Origin of the sequence: Sedimentibacter saalensis, from assembly GCF_007830175.1 — a bacterium.
Classification (GTDB): Bacteria; Bacillota; Clostridia; order Tissierellales; family Sedimentibacteraceae; genus Sedimentibacter; species Sedimentibacter saalensis.
Map to the genome: position 1 here is coordinate 605,018 of NZ_VLKH01000001.1, position 14,222 is coordinate 619,239.

General features: G+C 34.8%; 15 protein-coding genes. 10 read left to right on the top strand and 5 right to left on the bottom strand.

Features of this window, described 5'->3' with window-relative positions:
- Positions 1 to 17 precede the first annotated feature (17 nt).
- From gyrA to LY60_RS02805, 6 genes are read left to right on the top strand one after another with little or no spacing between them, the layout of a single operon-like run.
- Positions 18 to 2,480, top strand: a complete 2,463-nt coding sequence (gene gyrA / locus LY60_RS02780) for a DNA gyrase subunit A (RefSeq protein ID WP_145079631.1) — start codon at positions 18 to 20, stop codon at positions 2,478 to 2,480.
- 15 nt (positions 2,481 to 2,495) lie between these two features.
- A complete protein-coding gene (locus LY60_RS02785) occupies positions 2,496 to 2,810 on the top strand; it encodes an STAS domain-containing protein (RefSeq protein ID WP_019228804.1) in 315 nt (104 codons plus the stop codon).
- Positions 2,811 to 2,813: 3 nt separating this feature from the next.
- Entirely contained in the window at positions 2,814 to 3,188 is a 375-nt protein-coding gene (locus LY60_RS02790) for an ATP-binding protein (RefSeq protein WP_145079633.1), read from the top strand.
- Positions 3,189 to 3,199: 11 nt separating this feature from the next.
- Positions 3,200 to 3,961, top strand: a complete 762-nt coding sequence (locus tag LY60_RS02795; protein ID WP_145079636.1) for a SigB/SigF/SigG family RNA polymerase sigma factor — start codon at positions 3,200 to 3,202, stop codon at positions 3,959 to 3,961.
- Between the two features lie 48 nt (positions 3,962 to 4,009).
- Positions 4,010 to 6,880, top strand: coding sequence for a UPF0182 family membrane protein (locus LY60_RS02800; protein ID WP_145079639.1), 2,871 nt, complete (start codon positions 4,010 to 4,012; stop codon positions 6,878 to 6,880).
- 20 nt (positions 6,881 to 6,900) lie between these two features.
- A complete protein-coding gene (locus tag LY60_RS02805) occupies positions 6,901 to 7,269 on the top strand; it encodes a VOC family protein (RefSeq protein ID WP_145079642.1) in 369 nt (122 codons plus the stop codon).
- 189 nt (positions 7,270 to 7,458) lie between these two features.
- On the opposite strand, the gene LY60_RS02810 is transcribed toward LY60_RS02805, so the two are convergent.
- Positions 7,459 to 8,781, bottom strand: coding sequence for an APC family permease (locus tag LY60_RS02810; RefSeq protein ID WP_145079645.1), 1,323 nt, complete (start codon positions 8,779 to 8,781; stop codon positions 7,459 to 7,461).
- 155 nt (positions 8,782 to 8,936) lie between these two features.
- Between LY60_RS02810 and LY60_RS02815 the strand changes: the two genes are divergently transcribed.
- From LY60_RS02815 to LY60_RS02825, 3 genes are read left to right on the top strand one after another with little or no spacing between them, the layout of a single operon-like run.
- Complete coding sequence (locus tag LY60_RS02815; RefSeq protein ID WP_170226084.1) at positions 8,937 to 9,320, top strand: CidA/LrgA family protein; 384 nt, start codon at positions 8,937 to 8,939, stop codon at positions 9,318 to 9,320.
- Positions 9,313 to 9,993 (top strand): LrgB family protein, encoded by a 681-nt coding sequence (locus LY60_RS02820; protein ID WP_145079652.1) that lies wholly within the window; start codon positions 9,313 to 9,315, stop codon positions 9,991 to 9,993. The genes LY60_RS02815 and LY60_RS02820 overlap by 8 nt, the downstream gene beginning before the upstream one ends.
- 14 nt (positions 9,994 to 10,007) lie before the next feature.
- Positions 10,008 to 10,535: a GNAT family N-acetyltransferase gene (locus LY60_RS02825; RefSeq protein ID WP_212633442.1), complete on the top strand. Its 528-nt coding sequence runs from the start codon at positions 10,008 to 10,010 to the stop codon at positions 10,533 to 10,535.
- A gap of 89 nt (positions 10,536 to 10,624) precedes the next feature.
- Here LY60_RS02825 and trxA read toward each other — a convergent pair whose 3' ends face one another.
- Genes trxA through LY60_RS02845 form a run of 4 tightly spaced genes read right to left on the bottom strand, consistent with a single transcriptional unit; the run spans position 10,625 to position 13,035 of the window.
- Entirely contained in the window at positions 10,625 to 10,954 is a 330-nt protein-coding gene (gene trxA, locus LY60_RS02830; RefSeq protein WP_145079660.1) for a thioredoxin, read from the bottom strand.
- A 1-nt stretch (position 10,955) separates the two neighbouring features.
- Positions 10,956 to 11,807 (bottom strand): NAD(P)/FAD-dependent oxidoreductase, encoded by an 852-nt coding sequence (locus LY60_RS02835; RefSeq protein WP_145079663.1) that lies wholly within the window; start codon positions 11,805 to 11,807, stop codon positions 10,956 to 10,958.
- Complete coding sequence (locus tag LY60_RS02840) at positions 11,800 to 12,255, bottom strand: winged helix-turn-helix transcriptional regulator (RefSeq protein WP_145079666.1); 456 nt, start codon at positions 12,253 to 12,255, stop codon at positions 11,800 to 11,802. The genes LY60_RS02835 and LY60_RS02840 overlap by 8 nt, the downstream gene beginning before the upstream one ends.
- A gap of 54 nt (positions 12,256 to 12,309) precedes the next feature.
- Positions 12,310 to 13,035: a cytochrome c biogenesis CcdA family protein gene (locus LY60_RS02845; RefSeq protein ID WP_170226086.1), complete on the bottom strand. Its 726-nt coding sequence runs from the start codon at positions 13,033 to 13,035 to the stop codon at positions 12,310 to 12,312.
- A 162-nt stretch (positions 13,036 to 13,197) separates the two neighbouring features.
- Between LY60_RS02845 and LY60_RS02850 the strand changes: the two genes are divergently transcribed.
- Positions 13,198 to 14,112, top strand: a complete 915-nt coding sequence (locus tag LY60_RS02850; RefSeq protein ID WP_145079672.1) for a DUF2156 domain-containing protein — start codon at positions 13,198 to 13,200, stop codon at positions 14,110 to 14,112.
- Positions 14,113 to 14,222: the final 110 nt, after the last annotated feature.

Sequence of the window (14,222 nt, forward strand, 5' to 3'; positions counted from 1 at the left end):
GCTGTTGGAGGATACAAATGAGTGAAATTGAAAATAACAGTAAAATTATAGAGACGAATATTACCCAGGAAATGAGAAAGTCTTATCTGGACTATGCAATGACAGTTATAGTGTCAAGAGCACTGCCGGATGTCAGAGACGGTCTCAAACCTGTTCACAGAAGAATTCTTTATTCAGCTAATGAACTTGGACTTACTCCTGACAAACCGCACAAAAAAAGTGCACGTATTGTCGGAGATGTTCTCGGTAAGTACCATCCTCACGGAGATACTGCAGTATATGATGCAATGGTAAGACTTGCACAAAGTTTTTCCATGCGTTACCCGCTCATAGACGGACATGGAAACTTTGGTTCTGTTGATGGAGACGGAGCTGCAGCAATGCGTTACACAGAAGCAAGAATGTCAAAGATGGCACTGGAGCTTTTGAGAGATTTCAACAAAGACACAGTTGACTTCAGACCTAACTTTGATGAAACATTGAAAGAACCTGTTGTATTGCCAAGCCGTTTTCCAAACCTTCTTGTAAACGGTTCATCAGGTATAGCCGTTGGTATGGCTAGCTCAATACCTCCTCATAACCTTGGGGAAGTAATAAACGGAATCATTGCATATATTGATGATCCTGAAATAGATGTACTGGGACTCATGAAGTACATCAAGGGCCCTGATTTTCCAACAGGAGCAATAATTGAAGGCAAGGAAAACATAAAAGAAGCATACCTTACAGGAAGAGGTATGGTAAGAGTAAAATCAAAGGTTGAAATTGAAGAAGCAAAAAACAACAAAAGCCGCATAATTGTATCAGAAATTCCATATGTGGTGAACAAGGCAAGATTAATAGAAAAAATTGCTGAACTTGTAAAGGATAAAAGAATTGACGGTATTTCTGACTTAAGAGATGAAAGCGACAGGACAGGAATGAGAATAGTAATTGAAATCAAAAGAGATTTCAATCCAAACATTGTTCTTAACAATTTGTATAAACATACACAGCTTCAGGATAATTTCAGCATCATAATGATTGCACTTGTAAACAATGAGCCTAAGGTTTTAAACCTTAAGGAAATGATTCATTACTATGTCCTTCATCAAAGAGAAATAATTGTAAGAAGAACAAAGTACGATTTGGAAAAGGCTGAAGCAAGAGCACACATTGTTGAAGGTTTAATAAAGGCCATAGACAACATCGATGAAGTTATCAGAATAATAAGAGCTTCATACGATGATGCAGAACAAAGACTTATGGCTGCGTTCACATTGTCTGATATCCAGGCAAGGGCAATTGTAGACATGAGATTAAGACGTTTGCAAGGTCTGGAAAGAGAAAAATTAAGTCAAGAATATGAAGAATTGATGCAGATGATAGCAAAATTCAAAGAAATACTTGCCAACATGCACCTGGTTGATAACATAGTAAAAGAGGAACTTCTTGAAATCAAAAACAATTACAACGATGAAAGAAGAACAGAAATCATTGCCGACGAAGGAGAAATAAATTTTGAAGATTTGATTGAAGAAGAAAATGTAGCCATTACATTGACTAACTTCGGTTATATAAAAAGACTGCCGGAAGATACGTACAAAGCACAAAACAGGGGAGGCAAGGGAGTTACAGCCCTGACAACCAGAGAAGAAGACTTCGTGAAGGATTTATTCATAACTTCAACGCACGATTACTTGCTTTTCCTTACAAACAAAGGAAAAATGTACAGAATAAAGGCTTATGAAGTACCGGAAGCAAGGCGTCAGGCAAAGGGAACAGCTGCCATCAACCTCATTCACATAGACACGGATGAACAGATAAGAGCAATAATTCCAATCAGAAGTTTCGATAATGAAAATGAATTTTTGATTCTTGCAACAAAAAAAGGTATAATCAAAAAGACAAAGCTCAAGGAATTTGATACATCAAGGAAGACGGGCCTTGTTGCAATTAAAATAGCAGATGATGATGAACTCATAAGTGTAAACAAGACTGATGGTACAAAGGACATATTTGTAGTTACTAAAAATGGAAAAGGTATAAGATTCAGTGAAAATGATGTAAGAGAAACAGGTAGAAACACAATGGGTGTTAAAGCCATAACTACATCAGAAGATGATGAGCTTGTATCAATGAGCATCATCAAAGAAAGCGATGAAAACAAATATATACTCACTGTTACCGAAAATGGATATGCTAAAATTACCCTGTCTGAGGAATTCAGATGCCAGAACAGGGGCGGTAAGGGTATGAGAGCACACAGCATCAATGAAAAAACCGGTTTAATAGTTGGTTCATTGATTGTTGAAAAAGAAGATGACTTGATGATTCTAAGCACAAACGGTTCTATAATAAGAATGCATTCATCAGGAATTTCCATAATGGGCAGAGATGCTCAAGGAGTTATTGCAATGAGACTCAACGGAGAAGATAAAGTTGCTTCAATTGCAAAAATATTCTCTGAGGATGACATTGTAGAAGAAGATGAAGAATAAATCGGAGGGTATATTATGTCTTTAGAAATACAATACAGCATAACTTCAGAAAATAATTTGGAAGTGAAACCAATAGGAGAAGTAGACATATATACTTCTCCCGACCTTAAAAATAAAGTGTTTGAGCTTATTGAAAACAAAAAGCTCAACATGGTAATTAACGGTGAGAAATTAGAGTACATTGACAGCACAGGTCTTGGTATTCTCATGAGCATTTACAAGAAAATGCAGGAAAACAGTTTGAATATAAAAATATTGAACTTGAAGCCGAATATTTACAAGCTGTTTGACATAACAGGCTTAAGCAAAGTATTCGATATTCAGGGGTGAAAAATGGACAAGATTAACTTAAATATCCCAAAAAAATCTGAATATATGAGCACCATAAGACTTACGACATCTGCATTGTCAAATTTGAACGGTTTCAACATTGACGATATTGAAGATTTGAAGGTTATTATTTCAGAAGTATGCACATTTTTCATAAGCAACATTGAAGAAAACAATAAACCTTTAAGCATTGAGTACCAGGTTGAGGAAAAAAGGCTGATTGTTGAAGTTTCAGACCTGAACGATGGTAAAATAGATGAAAAAAACAAGGCAAACAGTGAAATGTGCATTATGATCATTGAAAGCCTAGCTGATAATTACAATTTTGATCTAGAAAATAAAAAAATTATATTTGAAAAGAATTTAATTTGCGAATAGGCGAAGATAATATGAGCGAAATTAGTCAAAATTCCAAAAGCATAAAAAATCATGATTTATTTGTTTTATACCATGAAACACACGATGTTGAAGTCAGAAATCAAATTTTTGATAAATACAGGTACATGGCAGAAATAATATCAAGAAAATACAGCAACAAGGGAATAGAACATGATGATATTTATCAAATAGCATGCATGGGCTTGATTTATGCCATTGAAAGATTTGACATTTCAAAGGGATTTGAATTTACAAGTTTTGCAACTCCCACAATCCTTGGTGAAATAAAAAAATATTTCAGGGACAAGGGATGGGCAATTAAGGTACCAAGGAAAATTCAAGAAGTATCAAAGAAAGTCAATGATTACAACAACCTTTTGGCAAGCCAGTTAAACCGTGCTCCTACAATCAAAGAAATCGCCGAATATATTAACAGCTCTGAAGAAGAGGTGCTTGAAGCATTTGAAGCCGGAAAGATGTTTAATTCACAGTCTCTGGATGAAAAATTTGATTCAAGCAACGATGACAATGATATATCGCTGATGGATGTAGTGGGTTCTGATGATAAGTACTTTGTTAAAATTGAAAACGAAGATTTTATCAAGAAATCCATGGAAAAATTAAATGATCTTGAAAGAAAAATAATAATAAGAAGATTTTATTCTAACAAAACTCAAAGTGAAATTGCAAAAGAATTAAATATATCTCAAATGACTGTTTCCAGAATAGAAAAAAAATCTTTGGAAAAATTAAGAATAGAGTTCAATAAATAGTATTTATTATTGTAAAATGGAAATAAATTAATTTTTCAAGGAGGAAAAATGAAACAAAAAGGAAGATTTTTTATTATTGGAATTGGTATTATTTTATTTTTTGCAGTCAATTCCTTCGGCAGTGCCATAAAATTTTCCACGGATTTTTTGTGGTTTAATGAAGTTGGATATACAGAAACATTTTTAACAAAAATAAAAGCACAAATAACCATAGGTGTTCCAATTTTCGTATTGCTATGGTTTCTTTTGAATATTTACATAAATAAGCTTAAAAAGAAATATGACCAGGAGTCTGATGTTGTGGATACACAATCCAACAAAAAGGCTAGATTGTGGATAAGATTGATTTCTGCTGTCATAAGCTTCATTATAACTGCAAACATTGTATCTACAATGTGGTTTGAAATTCTGCAGTTTATAAACGGAGGTACATTTGGATATGCTGATCCTATTTTCAACAACGACATGGGCTTTTACATATTCAAGCTGCCCCTCATAAATACACTTGTTGATTTCATAATAAACATATTGTTCATGCTCATAGTTGTAACTGTGTTGTTTTACGGTTATCTGGCCATAAAGGACAGTATAAAAAATGTTTCAGAACAGTTTGAAAACATAACTCAATTTCCAAACCAGCTTGATTTAAGTTCCATAATGAACAAAAAATTTGCAGTTAAAATAATAAATCAGCTTGCCTTAATAGGAGTGTTTGTTTTCATATTCCTTGGATTAAGATTTATTTTAAAAAGCTACGATTTGCTTTATTCACAGCTTGGAAAAGTTTTTGGAGCAGGGTATACTGATGTCCACGTAACATTGAATTTGTACAGAATATTGGCTGCAGGATGCCTTGTTTCAGCAATAACATTTTTTATTGGAGCAAAACGAAGAAATCTAAAGTTTGCTCTTGCAGCACCGGCAGCATTAATTGCCATATCTGTTGCAGGAACAGCTCTGGCAATAGGAGTGGAAAATTTTATTGTTGAACCTGACCAGCTTTCTAAAGAGAGAGAATTTATGGAATACAGCATAGAAAGCACTCAGAAAGCATATGGCCTTGACAATGTGAAATCAATAGATTTTCCGGCGAACAATAATCTCACAATAGAAAATATACAAAACAACCAGGAAGTAATAGAAAATATAAGAATAAACGACCAGGAGCCACTTATTCAGGTTTACAACCAGCTGCAGGGTATAAGGCCATACTATGTTTTCAATGATGTGGATGTGGACAGATATGTAATAGACGGTAAGTATACTCAGGTATTCCTTTCAGCAAGGGAGCTTGATCAGAACAAACTTAATGAACAGGCAAAGACTTGGCTGAATCAATATTTGAAATATACACATGGTTATGGGGTTACACTTTCTCCCGTAAACAAGGTAACTGCACAGGGACAGCCTGAAATGGTTGTAAAAAACATACCTCCTACTACAAATACTGATTTTAACATAAATAGACCTGAAATTTATTTTGGTGAAAAAACAGATGATTACATAATTGTCAACACAGATGAAAAAGAATTTGACTACCCTTCAGGTTCTGACAACATGGAAGCCATTTATGAAGGTACTGCGGGTATAAAGCTTAACTTTATGAACAGACTGTTGTTCAGTCTGAGAGAAGCAAGCTACAGACTTTTAATTTCAAACAACATAGATTCTGACAGCAGAATTATTATGTACAGAAACATAATAGAGAGAGTTTCTGAAATTGCTCCTTTTATATATTATGATCCTGATGCATATATTGTTGTGAATCAGGATGATGGAAAGCTGTATTGGATAATTGAAGGATTTACAGCAAGCAACAGGTTCCCATACTCACAGCCAACTGATTTGTTTGCTGAAGGATGGAATACCAACTACATAAGAAACTCAGTTAAAGTTGTTGTAGATGCTTATGATGGTTCAACTGATTTTTACGTAACTGATGAAAGCGACCCTATAATAAACACTTACGAAAAAATATTTACGGATTTGTTCAAGCCAATAAGCGAAATGCCGGAAGGAATAAGAAGTCACGTAAGGTATTCACAGGTATATTTTGATGTCCAATCCGACATGTACAGACTTTATCACATTGAAAATCCTACGGTATTCTTCGGAAGAGAAGATTACTGGGACATTGCAAATGAAAAATACATGGATAACGGCGAAGAAACAGTTGGTTCAAGCTACCTCATGTTCAAACTTCCTGATGAGGAAAATGTTGAGTTTTTACTTACAACACAGTACACTCCTCAAAACAAGGACAACATGATATCACTTCTTGCTGCCAGAAATGACGGAGAAAACTACGGAGAACTTGTGCTGTACGAGTTTCCCAAGACCAAGACTATTGCCGGACCTAACATGATTGAAACAAAAATAGATCAGGATACGGTTATATCTTCTCAGCTCACATTGTGGAGCCAGGTTGGTTCAACGGTTTTAAGAGGAAATACTCTTGTTGTTCCAATAGAAGATTCACTGTTTTATGTTGAACCTATTTATTTGAAATCCGACACTGAAAGCAACTTCCCTGAAATGAAGATGGTTGTTGTTTCATTTGGAGAAAAAATACTTATGGAACCAACGCTGGAAGAAGCAATTGAAAGACTGTTTGGAATTATTGAGGATAAACCTGAGACACCAGACAATCAATATGATGATACAAATGTAAATGATTTAATTGAACAGGCTAACAAAGTGTTTATTGAAGCCAGTGAAGCATCTAAAAACGGACAATGGGCACTGTATGGAGAGAAACTCCAAGAGCTTGAAAGACTGTTGAATCAGCTTAACTTTGTAATTAATGGAACTGCAGGCAATAATACAAACAATGAAGGAACAGAAGGAACAGTTGAAATAAATTCAGAAAATTCAGATTCCGTTCAAACAGAAAACAATACAACTGAAGAAAATCAATAACAATAGATAGCGAGGAATATATGAAATTTAAATTTAACCATTTCAATTTCAATGTACTTGATTTGAACAAAAGCATTAAATTTTATGAGGAAGCATTGGGATTAAAGGAAGTCAGAAGAAAAGAAGCAAGTGATGGCAGTTTTATCCTTGTTTATATGGGAGACGGCATTTCTGATTTTACATTGGAGCTCACATGGATGAGAGACCGCGTTGAATCATATGACCTGGGAGATGAAGAATTTCACCTGGCAGTGACTGTAGATAACTATGAAGAGTCCTTCAAGAAACATGAAAAAATGGGATGTATAGAATATGTCAATGAATCAATGGGAATTTATTTCATAACAGATCCTGACGGATACTGGACAGAAATAGTTCCTTTAAGATAATAAATTAAACTGAAACCTAATTTGCAACAAATTGTAGGGGCGGACCTTGTGTCCGCCCGATGTTATTAATACAAAAAATATCTACGGGAGGGCACGAGACCCTCCCCTACAGAGTTTAATAAATTTGTAATTAATAGGATAGGAATATTGTTTTATTGTCAATTGTCTCACAAGGATAACTTGTATTTTTTATTTTATACTATTGTAATAAAACAATGAAGCTATGATTACAGCTGCGCAGAATGCTGCATAGTATATGAACAGGGGATTTTGCATTCCTCCGTATAGAATGAACAACGAACCTGCAATTGCCAGGAGAGGAAAGAGGTAGCCTTTAACGCTGCTTTTTATTTCTCCGTTTATTTTTAATTTTATAACTGCTACATACATTAAAATAAAGCCTATATAGTTTATAACTATTGATATTTCTGAAACATCAGAATTTGGAAGTATGTTGAACTTCTGGGTAATGTAATGTGCCAGCATCCAGAATATACAAATAAAATATGATAATATTCCCGAGTTTAATGGAATGCTGTATTTATCTGAAATCTTGACAAATTTTTCGCTGGATGGAAACATGTTTCTGATTGCCAGGGAATAAGGAAGTCTCATAATTCCAATAATCACACCATTGACCGTTCCCAGCACTGATATTACTACAAATGTCAATATCATTCTGGCTCCCAGAGAACCAAAAAGCCTTATGGCAGCTTCATTAACGTGTGAGTCTCCCATTTTCATTACAGTATCTGCACCCATGAAAGCTGATATTCCAACAAAGTACAAAATGTATACACAAAGAATTATAATAGGTGAAATAATCAATGCAAGAGGAAGATTTCTTTTGCTGTTTTTTATTTCATGACCTATTGAAGTTGCAATTATCCATCCGTCGAATGAAAATGCAATGGGACCTACTGCTGCAATCCATCCAAGTCCTGCAGAGGAAGCTGAACTAAAATTGCTGCTTAGAACCGGCAGCGGATCTCCTAAAAAAATACCTGCAGCTGCAATCAGTGCAAGAGGGATCAATTTTATTACAGTTGATGCATTTTGAATGTATCCCCCCAGTCTATAGGAAAATATGTTTATGAAGTACAATGATGTAATGACCAAAGTACCAATGAATACTTGAACTTCAAGGGTTGATTTATACCCAAAAAGCATTGTTATATAAATTCCGCATACCCAGGCTACAACGCATATTATGGTTGGATAATAAATAAATGTCTGAAACCATCCATAAGCGCAGGCTGTTTTTTTATTCCAGTACTTTTCTGAGTAATTAATTATGCCCCCTGCTTCATCTGTGCGTGATGCAAGCTCTGAAATGGACAGACTTCCGAAAATAATGCTGAAAGCAGCTATAATGAAGACTAAAATTCCAAGAAATATATTTCCTTGTGTGAAAATCAATACGTTGTCGCTCTTGAAAAATATTCCAGAACCTATTACTATCCCAACTATCATTGCAATGGTTGTTGTAAGACTATACTTTTGCTGATTCATGATGCCTCCCGATATATAATTAAACGAACTTAAATAGTTTATAACACATACTTGTTAAAATCAATACATATTGTGCTTTTATTAGGTCTAATTCTAAAAAATATTTGGTTTTTCAATTAACATCAGTTATAATGTTAAAAAGATTAGGAGGCAATATGATTAAAAAAGTATTAAAAATAGCATTTCAAATTCTCGTAATATGTGCAATTTATTTTGCCGGAAATTTTATAAGCAGACTTATATCAGATTTCATTGTTATTCCGGGAAATATTATAGGCATGGTTATTTTGCTTATATTATTATCCACAAATGCAATGAAACTATCCCTTATAGAAGAAACAGGAAATTTTATGCTGAAATACATGGGATTTTTCTTTGTGCCGCTCATAGCAGGGCTAATGGAATCATACAAGCTAATTGCTGACAGCATTGTTCAAATACTGATAATATTGACGGTATCCTGTATCCTGGTGATGTTTGTTTCCAGCAAGGTAACTGATATTTTAATATCTCATATGGAAGGAAGTACAAATGATTAAAGAAATACTGACATCATTGTTTTACATAATTATTACTGTAATATTTTTTGCTGCCGGATTCAAAATTAACAAGAAGTATAAAATTACTGCATTAAATCCAATAATATTTGCAGCTCTTTCCATAGGAATATTTTTAAGCTTATTTAAAATACCATATGCGGAATACAGCAAGGGTGGTAAGATAATTTCAAATGCTCTGGGACCAATTGTAGTGGTTCTTGCAATACCACTTTACAAAAACAGATATGAACTTAAGAAAAACCTTATTCCAATTGCTGGTGGTGTTGTTGCTAGTATAATAACATCATTTGCTTCTGTAATAATTTTGTGTCGGTTGTTTAAAATAGAAAACACAATATTATTGTCGCTGTTGTCAAAGTCAATTACAAATCCAATGGCAGTGGAGTCTACAAAACTTCTGGGAGGCAACGAAGCAATTACAATTGCATCAGTTGTAATAACAGGAATTGTAGGGGCAGCAGTTGCTCCTGCCGTAATGAAGTTTGGAAAAATAAAAAGCAATGTGGCCAAAGGAATAGGCATTGGGTCATCTTCACATGCTCTGGGAACATCTAAAGCAGTTGAAATTAATGAGGAGACAGGTGCAGCCAGTGGACTTGCCATTGGTGTTACAGGACTTATGACAATCATTGGAATAATTATTTTTGCATGAAAAGGAGTATTATGATGGGTGAAAATTTGTTTTTATCAAAAATTGAAGAAAAAGATAAGGAACATTTATATTCATGGTTTCATGACAGTGAATTTTTAAAGTTTTATGATTATTATCCTCCTGTTCCTCAGTCAAAAGATGAAGTCGACAAAAATATGAAGTATTATGAAAACAATGAAAGATCATTTATTTTTGCAATAAGGCTTAAGGAAGACGGTCAAATAATAGGCGTTGCAGGATATGACGACATAATAAAGGAAAACAAGGTTGCAACTCTGTTTATAGGAATTGGAAGAAACGACTTAAGGGGAAAAGGGTATGGCAGGGAAGCATTAGAGCTTCTGCTGGACTATGGTTTCAACAATGAGGGCTTTCACAGGATACAACTAAACGTTTTATCATTCAACGAACGAGCCATAGCTTTGTATCAGAAAGCAGGCTTTGTAAAGGAAGGAACATACAGGGAATTTGTGTTGAGAGACAATGAAAGATATGATTTATATCTTTATGGATTACTTAAAAATGAATGGTTAAACAGATAAAAAAAGATTCTTTCTTATGAAAGAATCTTATGTAGGGGAGGACTACTGTCCTCCCGCGGGCGGATACAAGATCCGCCCCTACAAAGCATTTATGCTGTGTGCTTGTCGAGCATATTTGTAAATGAAGAAAGTGGCTTAACACCTATTTCCTTTGCTTCAACTTTGCCATTTTTGAAAAGTACGACAGTCGGGATGCTTTGAATACCATAACGAATGGATAGTTCCTGGTTTTCATCAACATCAACCTTTGCTACGGTTACTTTTCCGTCATATTTGTCTGCTATTTGTTCTATTACAGGTGCAATCATTCTGCACGGTGCACACCATGTAGCCCAGAAATCCACCAGTACAAATTGTTCCTTTGCTAATAGCTCATCAAACTCGCTTGTGTTTTTTACATATGTTATTTTTTCTGTCATTTTAATTCTCCTTAATTTTATCTATTTGTAATGCTGCATGTTGTGCAGCTATTAAACCTTCGCTAACTGCCTTTGAAAGCTGCAGAGGCTTTCCTGTTATATCACCGGCAGCATAAACACCTTCAATGTTAGTTTCCATGTTTCTGTCAACAGCTATGAAGTTTCCGTCTGTTTTTAAACCGTCTATTAAAGCTGTTGGGGCAACTGCATCTCTCAGCATGAACACTGCATCTGTATCAATAACAACATCGCCTGCTTTCACGGATTTTACAACATCTTCGCCAATTACTTCTGTCAATGTTCCGTTGATATATTTTATATTGCTGTTTAAATGCTCAGAGCGTTCTTTTTTTGAAACAAATGTTACGTTGACTCCTATGCTCTGCAGATAGTTTGCTTCTTCCAAAGCTTCTTTTGACTGATCCCAAACTACTGCATTTTTATTTCTGTAAAGCATACCATCACAGGTTGCACAGTAGCTTACTCCAGATCCAAGCAGTCTTGATTCTCCTGGTATTTCTTTCGTTTTTGAAACTCCCATTGACAAAATAACTTTTTTTGCTTCGGCTATATCGCCATTTATATTGACCATAAAACTTTCACCCATGGGAAGTATGTTTACTACCTTGCCATCTTCGACTTTTATGTTCATAGCTTCTGCATGTTCCTTGAATTTATCCATGAGCTCTTTACCGCTCACATTGTAAAAACCAAGGTGATTGTCAACTCTTTCTGCCTTTGACAAATAATTTTCCTTGTTTGAGAAAATACGAACTGTCTTTCCTCTAGTCATTGCATTGACTGCAGCAGAAAGTCCTGCTGGTCCTGCGCCGATTATGATAACATCAACCATTTTTAACCTCACTGTCCTTTATTGAATTTGTAACGGATAGCTCATCAGAATTAATATAATTGCCGCACTCAGGGCAATAGTATCTGTGCTGAACTTTTCCGCCGCAATTTTTGTGAACCACTGTTTTATAGCATTTATTCAAATGTTTTTCTCCCCACATCATAAGGCTGTTAAAAACATCAACCAGATCAAATCCTTTATCTGTAAGTGTGTACTTGTACCTTGGAGGATGAGACTGATATAGTTCTCTTAAAATAAGCTCATCAGTTTCCATGGATTTAAGGCGTTCCGAAAGTAAATTTGTGGGTATTCCCTCAAGTCCGTCCTGAATCTCCTTATAAGTTTCACGTCCAATAAGCAGCTGATGAAGAATCAAAAGAGACCATTTGTCACCTATGATGTTCAGCGTCTGAGCTATGTTGCAGGGCAAATTGTATTGGATTTTCATTTTATCTCCTCGTTACTATAAATAATTATTAGCATTATTTATTATATAATGTATTTAAAATGCCAGGTATCTGCTGAGTGTAGAAAATGTTCCTGTAAAAGTCATTATACCAATTATTATAAGAATGATACCGCCGATTTTAATTGTATACTTAACTAATTTTCTTTTTTCCTTGAAGAAGTTCAGAGCTTCCGACGTAAACATACCAAGAATTATAAATGGTATTACAAAGCCTAACGAGTAAACAAGTACAAGCATATTTCCAAAAATAGAGCTTCCTGTGCTGGATGCAAGAATTAACACTGAAGAAAGAGCAGGTCCCACACATGGTGTCCATGCAAAACTGAATGTAAATCCCATCACATATGCAACTATGGGATTCATTTTGCCTGTTTCAAGCTCCAGGTGAAATCTCTTTTCCATTTTAAGAAAATCAAGATGTATTATATCAAGCTGCACAAGTCCCATTATAATTATTATTGCTCCGCCAATGCGGCTGAACAGCATTCTGTGCTGGTTGAAGAATGTGCCCAGAGCTGAAAATGAAAGACCAAGGAGAAAAAATACGCTTGATATTCCTGCTGTAAAAAATAATGTATTTACAAATACTTTTTTTCGCTGGTAATATATGATTCCATCTTCTCCTGTTATTTTTCCGTTCCCTGCCAGATAACTTATGTACACCGGTATTAGCGGAAGTACGCAAGGAGAAAAAAATGACAATAAACCTTCCATAAACACAAGCAAAAAACTTACATTAGCAAAATCTAATCTTCCCAATGGAACCTCCTGGATTGTTTTACATAAACATATCATAGTAACTTCATATTGTCAAGTCACTTTAAAAAATAAACAAGCAATAGTTGAAAATTTTTTCAAATGTGGTACTATAGTGTATGAAATAATTGATTATTAAATGTGCATTAGCACATAGTATAGGAGATGATTGACATTTTAAGTTTCAAATGCCTTGCATTAGATGACAAGGAAATAATCGAAAAATATGTTGATAAAAATCTGCTGGATTCATATGAATATTTATTTTCATCGCTTTATATGTGGAGAAAGCTGAACAATGTTAAATATGCCATAATAGACAATGCTCTTGTAATAGAAAAAAATGAAGAAGGAAAAGGAACATTTTACGCTCAGCCCTATGGCTATAAAAAAGAAAATTTAATCAGTATAGTTGATGAACTCCTTGAACGAAATGCTGATTTTACAGACAGGGATTATTTGTTCGGGGATGTGGATGAAAATTTCCTGGAGGATTTAAAAAAATACACTGATTTCAAAATTGAAGCAGTTGAGGATGTTGATGATTTCGAATATGTGTACAGTACTCAGGATTTAATAGAGCTTAAGGGCAAGAAGTACCACGGCAAAAAAAATCATGTTAACAGTTTTGAAAAATCATATAGTTATGAAATAAAAAAAATCGACAACCAGCAGGTTATAAATGATTGCATGAACCTTCTTCACAAGTGGCATGAGGAAGTTGCTGTTACAGTAGACAAGGAAATGCTTATGGAAATAGACGCAATAAAGGATTTGTTCAGGGAGCTTCATTTTTTTGATCTACAGTCAATAGCAATATACGTAGATGGGGAGCTTGCCGGTTTTGCAGTTGGGGAAAGAGTCAATGACAGATTGGCTGTAATACATGTTGAAAGAGGAGAGACAACTTTCAAAGGGGTTTATGCATTTTTAAACAAGAAATTTCTGACCGAAAGTTTTTCAGACACGATTTTTGTGAACAGGCAGGAAGACACCGGAAATGAAGGACTTAGAAAAGCAAAGCAGTCATACCATCCTTCACACATGGTGAAGAAATACCTGGTAAAGGTAAGCAGATGAATAAGCAATATAAAAATAAGATGACATAGTCATCTTAGGTTGATAACAAAGTAACTTACGACGTTGTCATTCTGAGGGCTTAGCCCGAAGAATCTCATTTTTATAATAAA